This window comes from Endozoicomonas elysicola, from assembly GCF_000710775.1.
In the GTDB taxonomy this organism is placed as follows: Bacteria; Pseudomonadota; Gammaproteobacteria; order Pseudomonadales; family Endozoicomonadaceae; genus Endozoicomonas; species Endozoicomonas elysicola.
The window spans coordinates 443031-462303 of the sequence record NZ_JOJP01000001.1 but is presented as its reverse complement, the minus strand read 5'-3'; the positions used below and the strand labels follow the sequence as shown (position 1 = coordinate 462303).

The window sequence follows — 19273 nt, the reverse complement described above, 5'->3', positions numbered from 1 at the left end:
ATAAGTACATTCAAACATTATCAGGCTTGCTCCGCGAATCAAAGTTAAGATCAATTTCTCGATATTCCTCACGATCCCGAGTCAACATAATCACTGCACCATCAATAAGGTTGGTGCAGGCATCATGTACATGAGCACTGTCATTCATCAGAGAGCTTGCCATAAATGAGTCAACCTGATTAGAACGAATAAGCTCGTTGAGCTTCTTATTCATCTGCTCATCCTGCTCTCTGAGCTCTTGCTTTAATTGTTCAGCATGTTGTCGGATATGATCGTAATTTCGTCGAACTCCCAGTAAATCAACAAGCTTCAGTACTGAGGCAAGACAAAGCCTCAGCTGATTATACTGATGCCGTATTTGCTCATTGTCAGAATGAAGATACTGCCCCATATTCTTATAGATATTCTTGACATGCTTGATTGCCTGAACAAAGTCTCGACAGGCAACTTTAAGCGCAAACAGCTCTTGAATCTGTTGTCTTGGCAGGTTTCCCTCAATTGCACCTGAGTAATGAATAATATCTGCATATACACCTTTGATATGCCTGATATAAAGCTCTTTGATAGACCAGGGCTGCTCATCACGAACCCAGTTATTAACCAGCTCTGTCAGATTATCCGCTTCCCTGAGTTTGTCTCCGGTGAGGTAAATTCCATAACAAATTAATTCAAGTGTATTCCGATATAAGTGATCACACTCTCTGGTCAGTGCCCGTAACGCAGCATCCGGATAGCTCAATGCAGCAGGTGTTAAGTATCTGGCTCGATGAATTTCCGGGCTATCTTCATTGGCAAGGTTCAGGTATGACTGTTTCGAAGGGTCTGCAAAAAGTGTTTCCAGCCAGCGAATGAGGAAGTTGATGAAAGGTAGCTGTACCAAAATACCCAGGACGTTAAAAATACTATGAAACAGCGCAAGCTTCAGAGTGTAGTCATCAACTTCAATCTGCATAAATCTGGCAATAAAATCAACCAGCACCTTTAACTGAGGCAACAGCAGAATGGCGAGAGTCGCGGTCACCACATTAAAGGCAATATGAGCCGCCGCTAACCGCTTGCCCGCTGCATTCGCACCAATAGCCCCGAGAACAGCAGTAATTGTTGTTCCCATGTTTGAGCCAATAGCCAGCGCCAATGCATTATCATAAGTCAATTGTCCCGTCGCCAGAGCCGAGAAGGTAAGAACCATCGTAGCATTGGTTGACTGCATGATAATGGTCGCCAGAATGCCAAACAGCGTATACACAAGAACGCCCTGTACCCCATCCATGGAAAAGTTACTGAAGTCTATTACATTCTGGAAAGCCTCAAAGCCCTCCTTCATGTAATGAATACCAAGAAAGAGAAATCCAATCCCAAGGAGTATGTAGCCAAGACCACTGAAGTTTTTCTCTTGCTGAGTCCTTAAAATTAAACCGAAAACTAACAGTGGCATGGCATAGGAAATCAGTTTCAATTTCATACCATATAAGGCAACCAGCCATGCACCTACAGTGCTGCCAAGGTTTGCTCCAAAAATGATTCCCACCCCTGCGGTAAGACCAATCAGACCGGCACTGAGAAAAGAGATCACAATGACAGAAACCAACGAACTGGACTGCAAAACAGCAGTAGTTGTGATACCAAATGTCAGGCTTTTCCAAAGACTGTCAGTGGTTTTTTGCAGAAGAGCTTCCAGAAACCCCCCAGTAAAAACCTTAAACCCCTTTTCAAGGTAAACCATACCAAGAAGAAAAATGACTACACCAGCAGTGATCACCTGGAGTTCTGAGCTGACCCAAAAGCCATAAGTCAGCAACAAAAGCACTGTTGGTAAAAAAAAGCGTCCAAGCATATTAGCCACTAAGGTGCCTTGATTGCTGACCGATAATACCCATTCCAAACAGCCATGAGCTGAAAATACAGGGCTATAGCTTTTGCTATCGGCTGACAATCAGGTTCCCTCCAATGCAAGCTAATCTAAAATTAAAAAGATCAGAAAAACTAATGAATATGTACCGCGATTCCATAACCTGAAAAGCGACGGGTTCAAAGTGGTCGATGTACGATCGTGTATGACAAAAAACTCAGCTGATACTTTATAGACGCTCTCATCACTCTGTCCCAGATCCCCCCACACAGAAAGCGTAATTAAAAGAATAGATAAAAAATGCTGCAATATAAATTGAACAAAGAGCATTCTTCAGCCAGACATATATAAAATGTATGAATAAAATGAAGCACTAAAATATGACTGTATTTTAAGATATCTAAATTCACCAATTCCTTGCCAATTAAACAAAATACATTATTTTTATTCTTATTGAAGGAGTAATGAGCAGTAGCATTCTGGATTGCCCCATATTCCTGCACATGCAACAGGTAGTCGTTACAGTCCTGCATAACAGGTATCTGCCTGCTACTGATTTAATGTCATGTATCGTGTTGTTACATCATTGCGAAACTCAGACAGTCAAAGGTTGCCGTAGCCCGAGGGTATACAATGAAATTACTGGATGAATTACATCATCGACTGGGTAGTAAATCCCGCATTCGCTCTCTATTCAAGGATGTCAGTGTACAGGATCTCGAAAAGATGCTGGATCGCCTTAAGGAAGTTCACAAGGAAAAATTACAATCCCGGGTTAAAGAGGATGCGAAGCGACAAAAAAAAATGACCGATATCGCCGCTATTCAGAAAGAAATGGCCGATCTTGGTATTACACTTTCTGATCTTGACAGCCTTAACGACTCTGGCAAAAGCAGTAAACGTCGACGAACGGTCGCCAAACATACCTTTCAATATGAAAATGCAGCTGGACAAACTGTACTCTGGGAAGGCTCAACAACGGGTAGGCTGCCAAAAGATTTCCAGGAGTATCTGGAAAGAACACAGAAAAAGCGAGCTGAATGCATAATGAAGTAAAATACGAAGATATCCTGCCCTCTATTATCAAAGGAACAACTTACTTCTGTACCGCGTCTACTGATTAAAGCTGCTGCATATGGATGACCATTGAACGAATCCAGAGTGTCAGGTCATCCATATCTTCAAGAGATAGCAGTATTAAAGCCATATCCAGTGGATCCAACCCTCCCTCATTTTGGAAAACTTCCCCTTTGAAAGTTGAGATCACGTCTCTTAGCTCATCAACAGCAATCCTCACTTCTTGATGAACTCCCACCATGACTTGAGATTGCTGCTTTCTAAAGCCTGCCAAACCAAAACGATCTTGCTTTGCTACTCCCAACTTCAAGCCCTGAACAGTTTCACCAAAGTGCTGATTCAGATGCTTCATGGAATTTTGCAGCTCCACCGTGAGCCCGGGAGGTCTATAAGTTAATCGCTCAGCCATCCTGCAAATCAAATGCGCCAAGTTGTTCTGAGTCTGTAAAAGGGAAAGAACCAACCCCTTGGGTTGCGCCGTCAATGTTGGTTGCTTAAGCCGAGTCAGAACATCCTGCTCCAGTTTTTCAACTGCCGGAGGAAAATCAATTAGCCATTGCGGCCTTTCATGCCATTGGTAACCGGGAGTTAACCGACTCTGCAACTGCCGACTTAACAGAACCAATGCATCCAGTACCACCTGACGATGCTGGCTTAAAGGCTTATAGACAGAGCCGGAAAAAAGGTTGGTAAAGGTCGTAAGATCCATACCAGATCTTATCGACCCTGCATGCCCCCTGATTAGGGTAAATTACGGACCAGAAGTGAGTGGCTATTTGGCAGAACGCCCTCTGGCTTTGGAATTTTTACAAAGTGGCCCGAACCAGGAGCTACGTCTATACGCTCACCACGACGATTCTCCAAATGGTCCAGATTAAAGATATGGTTACCCTGAGGGGTCATCAATTCCACAGTATCTCCAATCTCAAAGCGGTTTTTTACTTCAACAGTTAGCTGCTGATCATCAAACTCAACAATTTCACCAACGAACTGTTGCGTGCTTTCTCGGGAGTTACCGGTTTCATAATTCTGGTATTCATCATGAACATGACGGCGGTAGAACCCTTCGGTATAACCACGATTGGCCAGATTCTCCAGAGAGTCCATCATCCCCATATCAAAAGGAACGCCAGCTGCGGAATCATCAATAGCTTTCCGATAAACCTGAGCCGTTCTGGCCACATAATAAAATGACTTGGTACGCCCCTCGATCTTCAGGGAGTGGATACCCATCTCAGTGAAGCGGCGGACATGCTGGACAGCCCGAAGATCCTTGGAGTTCATGATGTAAGTGCCATGTTCATCTTCAAAGGCAGGCATATATTGATCCGGGCGCCCTTTCTCCTGCAGCAGAAAGATATTATCTGTTATTTCACCGGTACCCAATGTGGGCACAACTATCTCAGGACTGCCAATTTCAGAACTCGATCCAACTGGAATGATATCACCACTTGCCGTCTCCTTAGCCTCATGGGCTTGATACTGCCAGCGACATGCATTTGTACAGGTTCCCTGGTTTGGATCCCTTTTATTGATATAGCCAGAAAGCAGACAACGCCCAGAGTAGGCAATACATAGCGAACCATGTACAAAAACTTCAATTTCAGTATCTGGACACTCTTCCCGAATTTCCTGAATTTCATCCAGTGAAAGCTCTCGAGATAGAATAATCCGCTCAACACCCTGCTTAGCCCAGAATTTCACAGTAGCGAAGTTAACTGCATTTGCCTGAACCGATAGATGAACTGGCATATCCGGCCAGGTTTCACGCACCATCATAATCAGGCCAGGATCGGACATAATCAAAGCATCCGGTCTCATGGCTATGACAGGCTCCATATCTCGCAGATACGTTTTTACCTTACTATTATGTGGAGCAATATTACTGGCAAGATAAAGCTTTTTACCCAAAGCATGTGCTTCATCAATACCTTTTTGCAGATTATCCAGTTTAAAGTCGTTATTTCGGACTCTCAAACTATAGCGGGGCTGGCCAGCATAAACAGCGTCAGCACCATAAGCAAAAGCAAATTGCATATTCTTCAGCGTTCCCGCTGGCGAGAGGAGTTCCGGTTTCATTATGACCTACAGCTGATCTTATTGAATGGCGCGCATTATAACAACGCAATCAGAATGCAACAGTAGTGACAGCACTCAGATCATAAGTGAAAAGTGAGTAGTGGTTCGGTTTAAACCAAGATAGGTCGTTAAAGTGAGGGGGAAATATAAGAGGAGGAAGTGGTGGTCCGTATCAGCGTATCTACAAGAGCTGTTGATACGGACCAGAGCAAAGCAAACAAGATTTACTTAATCTTGTATTCCTTGTACTCAACGTGCTTGCGAACAACTGGATCGTACTTCTTGAATACCAACTTATCAGGCGTATTACGCTTGTTCTTGGTAGTAGTGTAGTAATGACCAGTGCCGGCAGTAGAAACCAGCTTGATTTTTTCGCGAATACCTTTAGCCATATCTTATGCTCCTGCTAAATTAGAATTTTTGACCGCTGGCACGCAGATCAACCAGAACGGCATCAATACCTTTCTTGTCGATAATACGCATGCCTTTGGCAGAAACACGCAGACGCACAAAGCGCTTTTCACTTTCAACCCAGAAGCGCTTGTGATGCAAGTTAGGCACGAAGCGACGACGAGTTTTATTCTGAGCGTGGGAAACGTTATTCCCAGTAACCGGGCGCTTTCCGGTAACCTGACAAACCTTGGACATGTTTATGGCCTCTCAAACCAAAAATCCAGCCATGAGGCCGGAAAACTTAACTGAATTCCAGTGTCTGCTTCGGGCAGATCTGCCCATGGTTACAGAGTCAAGAGACCTTCAAGACTCATCAGCAGCTACCCTCATACAAAGATCGGGCTTTATACCAGAGTTGAGCGCCTCTTGCAAATTCCATGAGGGTTACGGATTATGCCTAGCCCCCCGCAATATCAGCAATCCCAAGGCATTTGAACCATTTCTCGTCTATGTTGACAGCAAAGCCAGACTGACATTTTTAATGCAATACCAGACACTTTATAACGAGCTCTTTGTAAAGCACGCTTTGTTAAAGCGTAAAGGCGATTTTATACAGAGATTTTGACCAGTACCACCTAAAACCGTCTCGGTGAGATAGACACTTTTGTGGAAACACAGTTACCAGTGTTCCAGGGCTACAGAACCCTGACAATCTGCTGATAGCGCATGAGATTTGCCAGTCGCTGAACAATAGGGCTGTTAGCACGGAACATCATCTATCCAGCTGAGCCCCGTGAATAACTTGCCTCCTCACTTCGAACTACAGAGGAATATCATGAACCGCTTTAAAGATTTTCGAGCAGTCATCGTTAATCAGGTTCAATCACTCCTGGCAAAACGCATGTCAAACAAAGAGTGTGAGCAAATACAGTCTCTTGCAGATGCTTACTACCAAGGCGTTTCCCCAAAAGATCTCACCCAGATAAATACTGATGACTGCTATGGTGCTCTGCTCTGTCTGTGGCAGTTTTTGCAGATAAGGCCATCGGAACAAATCAAGATCCGTGCTTACAACCCTGAGCCGGAAACACATCATTGGCATTCAACACACAGCATTGTTGAAATCATCGTTGATGACATGCCATTTCTGGTTTCTTCAGTTCTTATGGAACTTGACCGTCAAAAAATAAAAGTTTACAGCCTGAATCATCCGACTATTCAGTCGGAGCGAGACAACACTGGTCAGCTACACTCCATTGGTACTCATCAAGCAGTTCTCGATGAAGCAGTTATTCGAATTGAAATTGACCGGCAATCAGACCACCTTGACTTGGAAAAAGTGGTTTCTGGTATCCGAAGCATCGTGGAGGATGTTCATAAAGTTGTTTCTGACTGGGAGGCAATGCAAGCCAGGCTGGATGAAGCAATCCAATGGTGTCAAAGCCATCCTGCCCCATTGCAGGAGTTGGAACTGAAAGAAGCCCTGGCTTTTCTACACTGGATTAAAAAGGATAATTTCCTTTTTATTGGTTTTCGTTACTACGAGATCATTCATGACACGCGTAAGCTAAAATTACGCACCAGTAGCAAAACCGGCTTGGGGACCTTTAGAGAAGATCGCCCCCATAATCCGGTAGAACAAGATCTTTCTCCTTATATTGCATCAAAAATTCAAACATCCGAGCTGCTTGTCATTACCAAATCTACCAGCCGCTCAACGGTTCATCGACCAGCTCATCTGGACTATATAGGGATAAAGCAATTTAACGACGCAGGCATAGTAATCGGAGAGTGGCGCTTTTTCGGACTATTTTCTTCAACCACTTATAACGTACCTCTGAATGAAATCCCCCTGATACGGAAAAAAGTGGCAAAACTCCTGAAAAATAACAGCTGCCCTGCAAACAGTCATCGAGGAAATGCCCTCCGACACATCATTCATGACTACCCAAGAGATGAACTTCTGCAGGCGAGCTATGAGCAGCTCAAAAGTGTCATAAACGGAATTCTCGACTGCCACGAGCTACGACAGCTGAAAGTTTTTCTCCGACCTGACGCTTATGACCGCTTTATCACCGTACTTATCTATGTATCCAGAGATAACTTCAATACTGAACTTCGTTTAAAGATGCAGCAGATTCTGCTCAGTGAATTAAACGGAAACAGTATCGACTTCAATGTTCAGCTCTCTGAAAACCCAATGGCACAGTTGCAGTTTACGGTGCATTGTCGTCATGCCAATCAGCAGAATGTTGATGTTGAGCGACTGGAAGCAATGATTCATGAGGCGATGCTGAGTTGGTCAGACCATTTACAGCAGGCATTAAAAGAGGCGTTTGGTGAAGCCACCGGCAACCGGATGACACAGTGCTACCTGCTGGCGTTTCCCGCTGCTTACCGAGAGGATGTCACACCTCGTCAGGCAGTAGCGGATATCCAGCGCCTGGAATCTTTAAAAGACAGTCATCAGATAAGCACCAGTCTATATCGCCCAGTGACTGATCACTATCGCTGGCACTTTCGAGTCCTTGGGAAAGGGCCTCTGCTCGCGCTGTCAGATATACTTCCCATTCTTGAAAAGATGGGAGTAAGGGTTCGTAGTGCAAGACCTTATGCAATCAGTCCCAGTAGCCTGGAAAGTGCCTGGGTACTTGATTTCAGTATTGAACCTAATGGCCATGAGAACGCCCTGACAACAAATACAAAAGAAGCAGGGAGTACACAAGCAAGCAGCACCAACCTTGAAGATATTCATCTACGAGAGCAGTTCCATGAGGTTTTCATCCGCACCTGGAAGGGTGAAATGGAGAATGATGGGTTCAATGGGCTGGTCGTTTCCGCAGCTTTAAATTGGGAACAAGTTGTACTCATTAGAGCTCTGTCTAAATACCTGCTGCAACTTCAGGTGCCTTTCAGCCAGAGCTACATGCAAAAAGTGCTTAATAGTAACCCACCCGTTGTTCGTGAAATCGCAGACCTGTTCAGTATCCGTTTTTATCCGGGCTTTCGTGGCGATCGAAATGAAATTGCCAGTGCTTGCTCAGAGCGGATTTACCAACTGCTGGACAATGTTGCCAACCTGGATGAGGATCGGATTCTCCGTCACTTTCTCAGCGTAATTGAAGCCATGCTGAGAACTAACGCTTATCAGAAAGAACGTAATGGAGAACCTAAAGACTACCTGTCTTTCAAACTGAAACCCGAAAAGATTCCAACATCTCCACACCCAAGGCCAATGTTTGAAATATTTGTCTACTCACCAAGATTTGAAGGCATTCATATGCGGGGAGGAAAGATTGCCAGGGGAGGATTGAGGTGGTCGGACAGAATGGAAGACTTTCGCACAGAAATTCTGGGCCTTGTAAAAGCCCAGATGATAAAGAATGCCGTCATAGTACCCCATGGAGCAAAAGGGGGCTTTGTAGCAAAACAGCTCACTGGAAATGGTTCCAGGGAAGAAATACAGACTGAGGGCATTTCCTGCTATCGATCTTTTATCTCTGGGCTTCTTGATCTTACCGATAATCTTCAAACTGGAAACATTATTCCCCCTGAAGATATCGTACGATACGACGATGATGACCCTTATCTTGTGGTCGCTGCGGATAAGGGCACCGCAAGCTTTTCAGATATAGCGAACGATGTATCCAAGAGCTATGGGTTCTGGCTGGGTGATGCTTTTGCCTCTGGTGGAAGTCAGGGCTATGACCATAAAAAAATGGGTATAACAGCCAGAGGAGCCTGGGAATCCGTCAAAAGAATCTTTAAAGAACGCGAAATAGATACCCAGAACCATGACTTTACAGTAATCGGCATTGGTGACATGTCCGGGGATGTTTTTGGCAACGGAATGCTGCTATCTAACCATATTCGTTTAATAGCAGCCTTTAACCACCAGCACATTTTTATCGACCCGGATCCAGATATATCTGCCAGTTTCAGTGAGCGCCAGCGTCTGTTTAATTTACCAAGGTCATCCTGGGATGATTACGATCGCAGCACTATATCGGAAGGGGGCGGAGTATTCAGCCGCCAATTAAAAAACATCCATTTAAGCAAACAGGCCAGAACCGTCCTGGCAACCGATAAATCCATGATGTCTCCTGCTGAGCTTATTCAAACTATTCTAAAAGCCCCGGCTGATCTATTGTGGAATGGGGGGATTGGTACCTATGTAAAAGCCAGTTATGAAAGCAACGCCGATGTGGGAGATCGATCAAATGATAATGTTCGCATAAGCGCAACAGAGCTGAATACCAGTGCAGTAGGGGAAGGTGGGAATCTGGGCTTAACTCAGCTGGCAAGAATAGAGTTTTCCAAAAAAGGCGGCTTGATCAACACAGACGCTATTGATAACTCCGGGGGTGTTGACAGCTCTGATCATGAAGTAAACATCAAGATCCTCCTTAACCAGATGGTTGATGACGGTGACATTACCATCAAGCAGCGTAATGTATTACTGGCCAGCATGACTGATGAAATTGCCAGACTGGTTCTCAGGCATAACTTTTTACAAAGCCAACGATTAAGCCTGAGTCTGCAGCAAAGTCTTATATTGTTTAACGACCACCGATTCCTGATCAGGAAACTCGAACAGAAAGGACGGCTCAACCGAACTCTGGACTGTCTGCCTTCAGATGCTGAACTTAAAGCCAGAGTGAAAGCTGGAGAAGGCCTTACCAGGCCAGAAATAGCCATTCTTTTATCCCATACTAAACTGGACCTGTTTGAAGCCCTTGTCCCCTCCGAAGTGGCTAAAGACTCAGTCCTTTCAGCAAAACTACTGGACTATTTCCCCTCACAACTCCGAAATCAATTCTCGGATCAAATTATGGGTCACCCATTAAAAACCGAAATACTGGCGACCCATCTCAGTAATGAAATCGGGAACAGAATGGGGGCAACCTTTATAGAATATATTCAACAGGAAACCAGAAACTCAGAACTGAATTGTGTTCGAGCATTTATGACTATCAAAGAGATCTTTTCCATTCAATCTATCTGGGATCAGTTTGAGAACCTTGGGTTTGATGTAAAGGATCATATCCAGAGAGTAGAGCTATTCCGGGTTCAGCAACATGTTGAAAAGGCGTGTATCTGGCTGCTGAGAAATCATAGCAACGCCATGGATATTGAGTATCTCATCAGCAACTATAAACCAGGGGTCAGCGCCGTCAGTGGACAGCTAGCAGAACTTCTGGGAGAAGAGGACTGTGAGTGGCTGGGAGGCAGGGTTACCTGGTTACAGGAAGCGCAACTACCACAAGCACTGGCGGAAACCTGTGCTGGTCTTAGATATCTTTATTACGTACTTTTCATGGTCAGTGTGGCAAATGAGTATAAGCATACCGTTACTGATGTGGCTTCCATCTTTTTTGCTCTTGAGGATTGTCTTTGCCTTCCCTGGTTAAGGGAACGTATTCGTCAGCTGCCGGTTAATGATCTCTGGCAACGCAAAGCACAGTCATCGCTCAAAGATCAGTTAGATAGGACACTCAATGACAACTGTATTAATGTTCTAACCCTCTCTGAAGGAAATCCAGAAGAGCAACTTACAGTGTGGTTGGAAAAAAATGCTGAGCCAATTGATCTCTGGAAAACAACCGTCAGGGAAATACAGTCGGCCAGAGAACAGAACCTTGCCATGCTATCAGTCGCTGTTCAGGAGCTGTCTCTAATAGCCCTAACCTGACACAGACTATGGCAATATATCCAAAGGATTTGAAATTGCTATGCGGCTGCATGCGAGCAAGCCAGTAAAGTCGAAGCTTCAAAGGCGTACGGGTATAAAAACACCAAAAAGATGCCTACTATTTTCTCTCCAACAAAAAAAAGCGGTCATCAGGGGAGGATGACCGCTTCATTCTGTCACTATCCAATACCGACATCCGCAAAGTACACAACAAAGGCCGAGGTTTTAATAGTTCAGGAGCTTGTTCTGCAGCAAACAAACCTTCAACCAACACACCTTAAATGCTTAATCGGCAGCCAAAGCATATTTGTTAGGCTGTACTTGCATAAAAGCGGGGCAAAAAAAAGCCAGCGTCCGGGGGAGGAACACTGACTATATAGCTTCGGCTACAGGGGAGCAGCCTACAACTTAAATTTCTGTCAACACAAAACACACAGTGAGCAATAAGAAACCAGTACCAAACTATTGCTTTTTTCCTATCCTCATATATTCAGACAAGCAAAGTTCTATAAAGTTCCCTAAAAAATAAAAAATAAAAAATAAAAAATTTTCTACCCGATGTTCAGCAGATAAAGAAAAAGCCAGAATCCTGATTGAGGATACTGGCTTTGAACGATATATGCGGGGAAACAGATACCGCTTTAAAATTGCCAACACAAAACACACAAGGAGCAACTCATTTTCGAGGCTCACTATATGAGACAAGCATATGGCAATAAAGTTCCAATCTTTAAGAAAAACTTACAAAACTCTTCTCAGACTTACTGCTGATACTTTTTTAGAACAGAGTAAAACTCAATGAGCCTCGTCCCAGTTACCACCAACACCAGCTTCGACTAACAGTGGAACGCTGAGCTCTGCAGCACTGGCCATCTGCGATTTTATTCCGTCAATAACAACCTCAACGTTTTCATCTGCAACCTCAAGAACCAGTTCATCGTGAACCTGCATAATCACACGAGCATTGAATGCTGATTCTTGCAACCACCGGTCAACCAGGATCATAGCCTTTTTTATAATATCCGCAGCGGTTCCTTGCATGGGCGCATTAATCGCTGTTCGTTCAGCTCCCTGTCGTCTCATACCGTTTCGAGCATTGATTTCTGGAAGATATAAACGACGACCAAAAATGGTCTCTACATACCCATTTTCCCGTGCGAAGGCTTTTGTCTCTTCCATATACCTCAGGACACCGGGATAACGCTCAAAGTAGAGATCAATGTATTCCTGAGCAGACTTTCTGGAGACACCCAGCTGCTTGGCTAACCCAAAGGAGGACATTCCATAAATCAATCCAAAATTGATAGCCTTGGCACTGCGTCGCTGATCACTGGTTACGTCTTCCAATGTAACGCCGAACACTTCGGCAGCAGTTGCTTTATGAATATCAAGACCATTGGCAAAAGCATCCAACAGCCCCTTATCTTTTGATAAGTGCGCCATGATTCTGAGTTCAATCTGGGAATAATCCGCAGCAACCAGTTTGTAACCTCTGGGGGCGATAAAGGCCTGGCGCACCCGTCGACCTTCAAGGGTTCGAATAGGAATATTCTGAAGGTTCGGGTCGGAAGAAGAGAGCCGCCCCGTTGCAGTCACTGCCTGATGGTAAGAGGTATGTATTCGTCCGGTAGCAGCATTGATCATTTGTGGGAGCTTGTCCGTATAAGTGGATTTCAGCTTGCTTAAACCACGGTGCTCAAGAATCAGTTTGGGAAGTGGGTAATCCAGAGCCAGTTCCTGCAAAACTTCTTCTGCAGTTGAAGGCTGTCCCTTGGGAGTCTTCTTTATCACAGGAAGCTGCAACTTATTAAAGAACAACTCCTGTAACTGCTTTGGTGACGATAAATTAAATGCTTCCCCCGCCTCGTCATGCGCAGCTTTCTCAAGCTCCTTTAGTCGCTGCCCAATCTCAAGACTCTGTTGATTCAATAAACCAGAATCCACCAAGGCGCCATGGCGTTCAATTCGTGAGAGAATATCCACCAGTGGCATTTCTATATCCTTGAACACTTGTTCCAAAGAAGCCTCAGGTTTAAGCAGTGCCCAGATAGCACGATGAAGACGCAACGTAATGTCAGCATCTTCTGCAGCATAGGGACCCGCTTTTTCCAGCTCAATCTGGTTAAAGGTCAGCTGCTTCACTCCTTTGCCAGCAATATCCTCATACTTGACGGTTTTGTACCCCAGGTAGTGCTCTGCCAGGGCGTCCATATTGTGCCGGGTAGCCACCGAGTTCAAAACATAAGACTCAAGCATTGTGTCAAAAACGGCCCCCTTCATATGAATGTCATAACGGGCCAATACACTTTCATCGTATTTAAAATTCTGTCCAACCTTGTGCTTATCAGAGTCTTCCAGCAAAGGTTTCAGTTTTTCCAGCACCCAGTTTCGATCCAGCTGTACAGGAGCGCCAAGATAATCATGAGCAACGGGTACATAAGCAGCTTTACCGGGCTCAATGGCAAAAGAAACACCCACCAGCTCTGCTTCCATATAATTCAGGCTGGTGGTTTCCGTATCAAAGGCGAATAACTCTGCAGACTCCAGCTGCTTTATCCAGTTAAGGAACTCCGCTTCATCGGTGATGATTGAATACTCACCGGCAGGTTCCACTGCTTTTTCTTCTGTCTCTTCATTAACAGCAGACCCAGAACCTTCTTTCTCCAGTTCCGAGATCAATGTTCTGAATTCATACTCTTTAAACAGTGCTAACAGCTGCTCTTTATTAACAGGCTGCATTTCCAGATTATCAATGGAAACCGGTAACGCTACATCGGTCTTGATCGTCGCCAGCTCTCTGGATAACAGCACAATGTCCTTATGCTCAGTAAATTTTTCCGCAAAATTCTTGCTACCCCTGAACCCAAGTGCTGACACTTCATCCAGTCGTTCAGCAATTTCATCAATACTGCCAAGACCATTAAGCAAAGCCAGTGCTGTTTTCTGCCCAACGCCCGGCATACCGGGGATGTTATCGCTGCTGTCACCCATCAGAGCCAGGTAGTCAATAATCAAATGGGCAGGAACCCCAAATTTGTTCTCTACACCACTGACATCGGTAAAGACATCATTCATGGTATCGATCATCGATACATGCTCGGTGACCAGCTGGGCGATATCTTTATCGCCCGTAGAAATAATGGTCTCGATTTTTTTCTCGGTAGCCTGCCTGGCCAGTGTTCCGATCACATCATCTGCCTCAACACCTTCAATCATCAGCAGCGGCAACCCAAGAGCCGTGACGATCTGATGAATAGGTTCTATCTGCGAGCGAAGATCGTCAGGCATAGGCTTTCGGGTTGCCTTGTATTCACTGTACATTTCATGACGAAAGTTTTTCCCTTTAGCATCAAAAATTACAGTGACATGACTACCTTGGTACTGCCGCATAAGACTGCGCAGCATATTCGTCATCACCCGAATTGCACCCGTTGGGCGACCATCAGCAGTTCGCAGATTGGCGCGCTCAGAGGCATGAAAAGCGCGATAGAGGTAAGATGAGCCATCAACGAGTATGAGTTGAGGTGTACTGGCTTGTTCTGACATGGATTACGGACTCACTTACGATTCTGGGTAACTGGGTATAGAATGCTTCCAGGGCCTGTTGACGTTTCGTTGCGTGCTCAGTGGCCCAGAAAAGCGCCATATGCGCGAAAGACTTGCGCAGCGTGTAGTTATTCTACATCAAGCAAGTCTGACAAAGCAGATGACGCTTTTCTGGGCTACCCTTCGGGCGGATCATGGCGCCCCTATAACGTCGTTGAGGCATTTTGAAAGGCAACCAGCCTTCCTGCAATGCCACGCCTCGTCATAGGAGCGCCCTGATCCGCTGAGCACTCAACGAAACGTCAACAGGCCCTGGGCAATTTAATGGTTTCCACCGCAATTATCATGAGGCTCCTGATGAAACCCTCCATAAAAAGAGCGCAGTTGGGTCTGGCTTTCTTACCCTTGTTTCTTTTTGGCTGTGCTACTCACAGTCCGGAAGGTTCTGATCAATCGACGATCAATGCGGACTCGTCCAGCAACCAGAAAGCCGTTGTACTTACCGATGAAGCGATTAAGAAAATTCCAAAGCACTTACGCCCTGAAGAGCTGGAGAACAGGGATGATACATCGGTAGTGATTCGTGCCGGTGATTCGAGAACGTATAAAGAGTACCGGGTTGGTGGTCAGCTTTATGCCATTCAGGTTATTCCTAAAACAGGTAAACCCTACTACCTTATTGCCTCAGATAATGAAGGGAACCCCATTGACCCAACAAAACGAGCCCTGTTAGTGCCTTCATGGACCATTTTTGAGTGGCACTGAATACCTACAGAACCATAGATCTAACCATCCAAGAACAGGGACTTCATGTCTGTTTATACCCATTTGACACAACAGGATATCGAGCAACTTCTGACTCGTTATGACCTTGGTGACTTAACGTCATTTAAGGGCATTGAAAGCGGAGTTGAGAATACCAACTACTTCCTGGATATTGATAAAAAAGGCCATCTCCAGCGTTATGTATTAACACTCTTTGAGTACCTTCCTGCAGACACGTTGCCATTTTTTATCAATTATACGGATGAACTTAAATCTTCCGGCTTGCCTGTACCCAATCCGGTTCGGGATAAGAATGGCATTGCTCTCCAGTCGTTAAAAGATAAGCCTACTTTGATTGTGCAATGCTTTGCAGGGCAGCACCCTGATGCCAGAAATCTCTCTCTGGATCAATGCCAGCAAATTGGTACGATGTTGGCAAAAATCCATATAGCAGGGCAAGGGTCCGCCCTTTATCAGGAGAATCAACGCGGCCTTTCCTGGCTGGATGACCAGCAAAAAAGGCTTAGTCCATTACTCGATCAGGATGATGCCAGCTTCATGACAGAGCATTGGAAGAACATATCAAATGCAATTAAAGCTTTTGATAAACTGCCAAAGGGGCTCATTCATGGAGACCTGTTTCATAACAATGTACTTTTTGATCAGGGAAAAATCTCAGCCGTAATCGACTTCTATCAGGCCTGTAATGACTGGTTAATCTATGACCTTGCCGTTACCGTAAACGACTGGTGTCTTACCAATAAACTTGAGTTGGATAACCAACGTTCGCAAGCACTAACTGAGGCCTATGCACAGGTTCGAACATTTACTGAGGAAGAAAAAAAGGCATGGCCTTTAATGTTACAGTTAGCAGCATTTAGATTCTGGATTTCACGGCTGATTACTTTTGTTTATCCGGAATCACAGATGGATCAAGAACATCAGGCCAACTTGGTTCGACACTTTCTGGACCCAAATGAGTTCAAAGAAATGCTAAGGTTAAGAACAAATGATTTTGCTTCAAAATTGCAATAATATGGCAGTTTTTTGATACGGATATAAAACGCCTTCTAACCATGAAATTTGCTAGAAGGCAGATTTCTCAGCGCTTAACCTGAGATAAGCTTATAATTTGTCCTTTGGAAGTTCATTCGCAGAGTCAGTGTTTTCTGGAGTAGGCTGAGCTGGTTCTGATGTATTTTCTTCACTTTTGGGTAGGGCTTTCAATTTATGACTAGGTAATGAGGTTACGCTATCACCATGAGTTTTTTTATCCCCCTTGATCTGCCCCTTAAACTCCTCTATTGCAGCATCAAGCTTTAATTCACCACTATCAACTTTCTTAATTAAGTCAATATTCCTGTCTTTTAAAAATTTGAAGTATTGATCATTGCTCGGTTTAACTAGTCCAACCTGACCTCTGATTTTAAATTCTGCCGAACTCCAAATTCCTCTTGTATGTGATTTTTTAGGATCTGGTTTGTTTGCTTCAGGAAGCTTCTCATTATTTCCTAGTGTCTGAACGGGATTATAAACCTTACCAATTGCCATAGTACTGCTCCTTGCAATATTGATTATTCTTCCGTTTTTCCAGCTTGTTTAAGTATGATAGCCCTTATTGAAGATAGAGGGTGGAAATGACATTGCTTTATATAAATTCAAACAAAAAAGTTATAATATAACACCACGATTGTTTACAACTAATATACCGTATGACCGGTCAACTTACCCCATATACACCTCATAACCACAAGCGCTGTATTTATGACGCTTTACATAAAGCCCAGACTCTTTGTCGGGATCGCGGCGTTCGTCTGACGGCCTTGAGGGAAAAAGTACTGGAACTGGTCTGGCAGAGCCACTGCCCGGTTGGAGCCTATGAAATACTGGCAGAACTGACCCAAGGGCAATCCAAGCCAGCTCAACCTCCAACCGTGTATCGAGCGTTGGATTTTCTCCAGGAGCAGGGCCTGGTTCACCGCTTATCATCAATCAATGCTTATATTGGCTGCAGCCGCCCAAACACTCAACATAACAGCTGCTTTCTCATCTGTACTAAATGCCGGACCACCATTGAGATAGAACACCCTACTATTGATCAATCACTGCAAGGCTGTGCTATTGATCACGGTTTTACCATTACCGACACCTCAATAGAATTGGCTGGCTTGTGTACAAACTGCAGAACCAAATGAAGAATCACTAAGTTATGAATCAGCCACTCATAGAGTTGAGCAACATCTGGATGAAATTCCAGAATAGAGATGTGCTTACAGGGATCAACCTGCAAGTACACTCAGGTGAGATAGTTACACTGATTGGACCCAATGGTGCGGGTAAAACGACACTCGTTCGGATAGCTCTTGGGCTTCAGGAACCCTCTTCTGGTCAACGATTAATCAGAAAGGGGCTTCGTATTGGCTATATGCCTCAAAAGCTGCATGTTAATGACACCATGCCCTTGACCGTCAACCGGTTTCTGAGGCTGACTGGCTGTCGCCTGACAGCCGTTAATGACGCTCTTAGCCGTACCGGTGTTGCGCATGTTCTTCAGTCGCCCCTTCAGTCACTTTCCGGGGGAGAGCTACAACGTGTTTTGCTGGCCCGGGCACTTCTTCATAAGCCTCACCTCCTGGTTCTGGATGAGCCGGTTCAGGGAGTTGATGTCACAGGACAAAAGGAGCTTTATCAACTCATTACTGATATTCGTAATGAGTCTAAGAATCAGGAAAGCTGTGCTGTTTTGATGGTTTCCCATGACCTTCACCTGGTCATGGCCTCCACCGATAAGGTAGTTTGTATTAACCAGCATGTCTGCTGTTCTGGCCACCCCCACCAGGTAAAAAAACACCCTGCCTATCTTCGCCTGTTTGGCGGAGAATCGGATGAACTCGCCATATACACTCATCACCATGACCACCACCATGGCGTTGATGGCCATGTTCTTGAATCACAGAACGCTCCCTCAAAAGGAAGCCAATAATGCCTGATATACTTCTGTACGCCTTGCTGGCAGGCTATGGCGTAGCCATGCTGGCAGCCCCTCTTGGCTGCTTTGTTGTCTGGCGGAAAATGGCTTATTTTGGTGATACCCTCTCTCACTCGGCTTTGCTTGGGGTCTCGCTGGGGCTGATGCTGAATATTAATATCAATCTGGCCGTTATATTCAGCTCACTGATGGTCGCTATTATCCTGATAAGCTTTCAAGAAAAACAACGTATTGCCTCTGATACTCTTCTGGGAATACTTGCCCATAGCTCTCTTTCTATTGGTCTGGTCACCATTAGTTTTGCGGATAATGTCCGTGTAGATATGATGTCATACCTGTTTGGGGATCTGCTGGCGACCGGCCCAACTGATCTTTGTTGGATATATGGCGGAGGATTTCTGGTTCTGGCAACTCTGGCATGGCTATGGAAACCTATGCTAGCCATGTCCGTTCATGCCGAGCTTGCCCAGGTCGAAGGTATTCCGGTCAGGAAGCTCAGAATGGTACTAACCCTGTTGATGGCACTGGTGATTGCAGTAGCCATGAAGATTGTAGGTGTTCTTTTAATTACCTCTCTGATGATTATTCCAGCCGCTACAGCCCAGCGCTTTGCCAAAACACCAGAACAAATGGTTGTTTTTGCAGCTCTACTGGGAATTATGGGTGTTTCTGGTGGTTTAGCCGCTTCATGGTATTTTGATACTCCTGCAGGACCTTCAGTGGTTGTATCCAGCTTTATACTCTTTTTAATGACTCAGATCGTTAAGAAAAAGTATTAAAAAGCCAGCATTAGCTGGCTTTATATAAAAATAGAATAAAAATTATTTTATATATTATAAATAAAAAAAAATTAAAGCCTACAATTTATATAAGAAATTATCAA

14 protein-coding genes are annotated in these 19273 nt (G+C 44.7%); 7 read left to right on the top strand and 7 right to left on the bottom strand.

Going from position 1 to position 19273, the window contains the following annotated elements:
* Window positions 1-10: 10 nt before the first annotated feature.
* The gene (locus tag GV64_RS02005) at window positions 11-1834 is read right to left on the bottom strand and encodes a Na/Pi cotransporter family protein (RefSeq protein ID WP_033402954.1); all 1824 of its coding nucleotides are present in this window, start codon (window positions 1832-1834) and stop codon (window positions 11-13) included.
* Window positions 1835-2482: 648 nt separating this feature from the next.
* Between GV64_RS02005 and GV64_RS01995 the strand changes: the two genes are divergently transcribed.
* Entirely contained in the window at window positions 2483-2905 is a 423-nt protein-coding gene (locus GV64_RS01995; protein WP_020582173.1) for an H-NS family histone-like protein, read from the top strand.
* Between the two features lie 64 nt (window positions 2906-2969).
* On the opposite strand, the gene GV64_RS01990 is transcribed toward GV64_RS01995, so the two are convergent.
* The 4 genes from GV64_RS01990 to rpmB all read right to left on the bottom strand — a co-directional run bounded on the left by GV64_RS01990 (window position 2970) and on the right by rpmB (window position 5653).
* Window positions 2970-3635: a hypothetical protein gene (locus tag GV64_RS01990; RefSeq protein WP_020582174.1), complete on the bottom strand. Its 666-nt coding sequence runs from the start codon at window positions 3633-3635 to the stop codon at window positions 2970-2972.
* Window positions 3636-3667: 32 nt separating this feature from the next.
* Complete coding sequence (gene trhP, locus GV64_RS01985) at window positions 3668-5005, bottom strand: prephenate-dependent tRNA uridine(34) hydroxylase TrhP (RefSeq protein WP_020582175.1); 1338 nt, start codon at window positions 5003-5005, stop codon at window positions 3668-3670.
* 224 nt (window positions 5006-5229) lie between these two features.
* Window positions 5230-5397, bottom strand: coding sequence for a 50S ribosomal protein L33 (rpmG, locus tag GV64_RS01980; protein ID WP_020582176.1), 168 nt, complete (start codon window positions 5395-5397; stop codon window positions 5230-5232).
* A gap of 19 nt (window positions 5398-5416) precedes the next feature.
* Window positions 5417-5653 (bottom strand): 50S ribosomal protein L28, encoded by a 237-nt coding sequence (gene rpmB, locus GV64_RS01975; RefSeq protein WP_020582177.1) that lies wholly within the window; start codon window positions 5651-5653, stop codon window positions 5417-5419.
* 580 nt (window positions 5654-6233) lie between these two features.
* Between rpmB and GV64_RS01965 the strand changes: the two genes are divergently transcribed.
* Complete coding sequence (locus GV64_RS01965) at window positions 6234-11090, top strand: NAD-glutamate dehydrogenase (protein ID WP_020582179.1); 4857 nt, start codon at window positions 6234-6236, stop codon at window positions 11088-11090.
* A 795-nt stretch (window positions 11091-11885) separates the two neighbouring features.
* On the opposite strand, the gene polA is transcribed toward GV64_RS01965, so the two are convergent.
* Window positions 11886-14636: a DNA polymerase I gene (gene polA / locus GV64_RS01960; RefSeq protein ID WP_034843934.1), complete on the bottom strand. Its 2751-nt coding sequence runs from the start codon at window positions 14634-14636 to the stop codon at window positions 11886-11888.
* Between the two features lie 357 nt (window positions 14637-14993).
* Between polA and GV64_RS01955 the strand changes: the two genes are divergently transcribed.
* The gene (locus GV64_RS01955; RefSeq protein ID WP_085931366.1) at window positions 14994-15401 is read left to right on the top strand and encodes a DUF2782 domain-containing protein; all 408 of its coding nucleotides are present in this window, start codon (window positions 14994-14996) and stop codon (window positions 15399-15401) included.
* Between the two features lie 45 nt (window positions 15402-15446).
* Window positions 15447-16436: a homoserine kinase gene (locus GV64_RS01950; RefSeq protein WP_020582182.1), complete on the top strand. Its 990-nt coding sequence runs from the start codon at window positions 15447-15449 to the stop codon at window positions 16434-16436.
* Window positions 16437-16526: 90 nt separating this feature from the next.
* On the opposite strand, the gene GV64_RS01945 is transcribed toward GV64_RS01950, so the two are convergent.
* Entirely contained in the window at window positions 16527-16952 is a 426-nt protein-coding gene (locus GV64_RS01945) for a hypothetical protein (protein ID WP_020582183.1), read from the bottom strand.
* A gap of 161 nt (window positions 16953-17113) precedes the next feature.
* On the opposite strand from GV64_RS01945, the gene GV64_RS01940 reads away from it, so the two are divergent.
* Genes GV64_RS01940 through znuB form a run of 3 tightly spaced genes read left to right on the top strand, consistent with a single transcriptional unit; the run spans window position 17114 to window position 19169 of the window.
* Window positions 17114-17596 (top strand): Fur family transcriptional regulator, encoded by a 483-nt coding sequence (locus GV64_RS01940; RefSeq protein ID WP_020582184.1) that lies wholly within the window; start codon window positions 17114-17116, stop codon window positions 17594-17596.
* Between the two features lie 14 nt (window positions 17597-17610).
* On the top strand, window positions 17611-18384 hold the full coding sequence (gene znuC / locus GV64_RS01935) for a zinc ABC transporter ATP-binding protein ZnuC (RefSeq protein ID WP_020582185.1): 774 nt from the start codon (window positions 17611-17613) through the stop codon (window positions 18382-18384).
* Entirely contained in the window at window positions 18384-19169 is a 786-nt protein-coding gene (znuB, locus tag GV64_RS01930; RefSeq protein ID WP_034843932.1) for a zinc ABC transporter permease subunit ZnuB, read from the top strand. The genes znuC and znuB overlap by 1 nt, the downstream gene beginning before the upstream one ends.
* The last annotated feature ends 104 nt before the right edge of the window (window positions 19170-19273 follow it).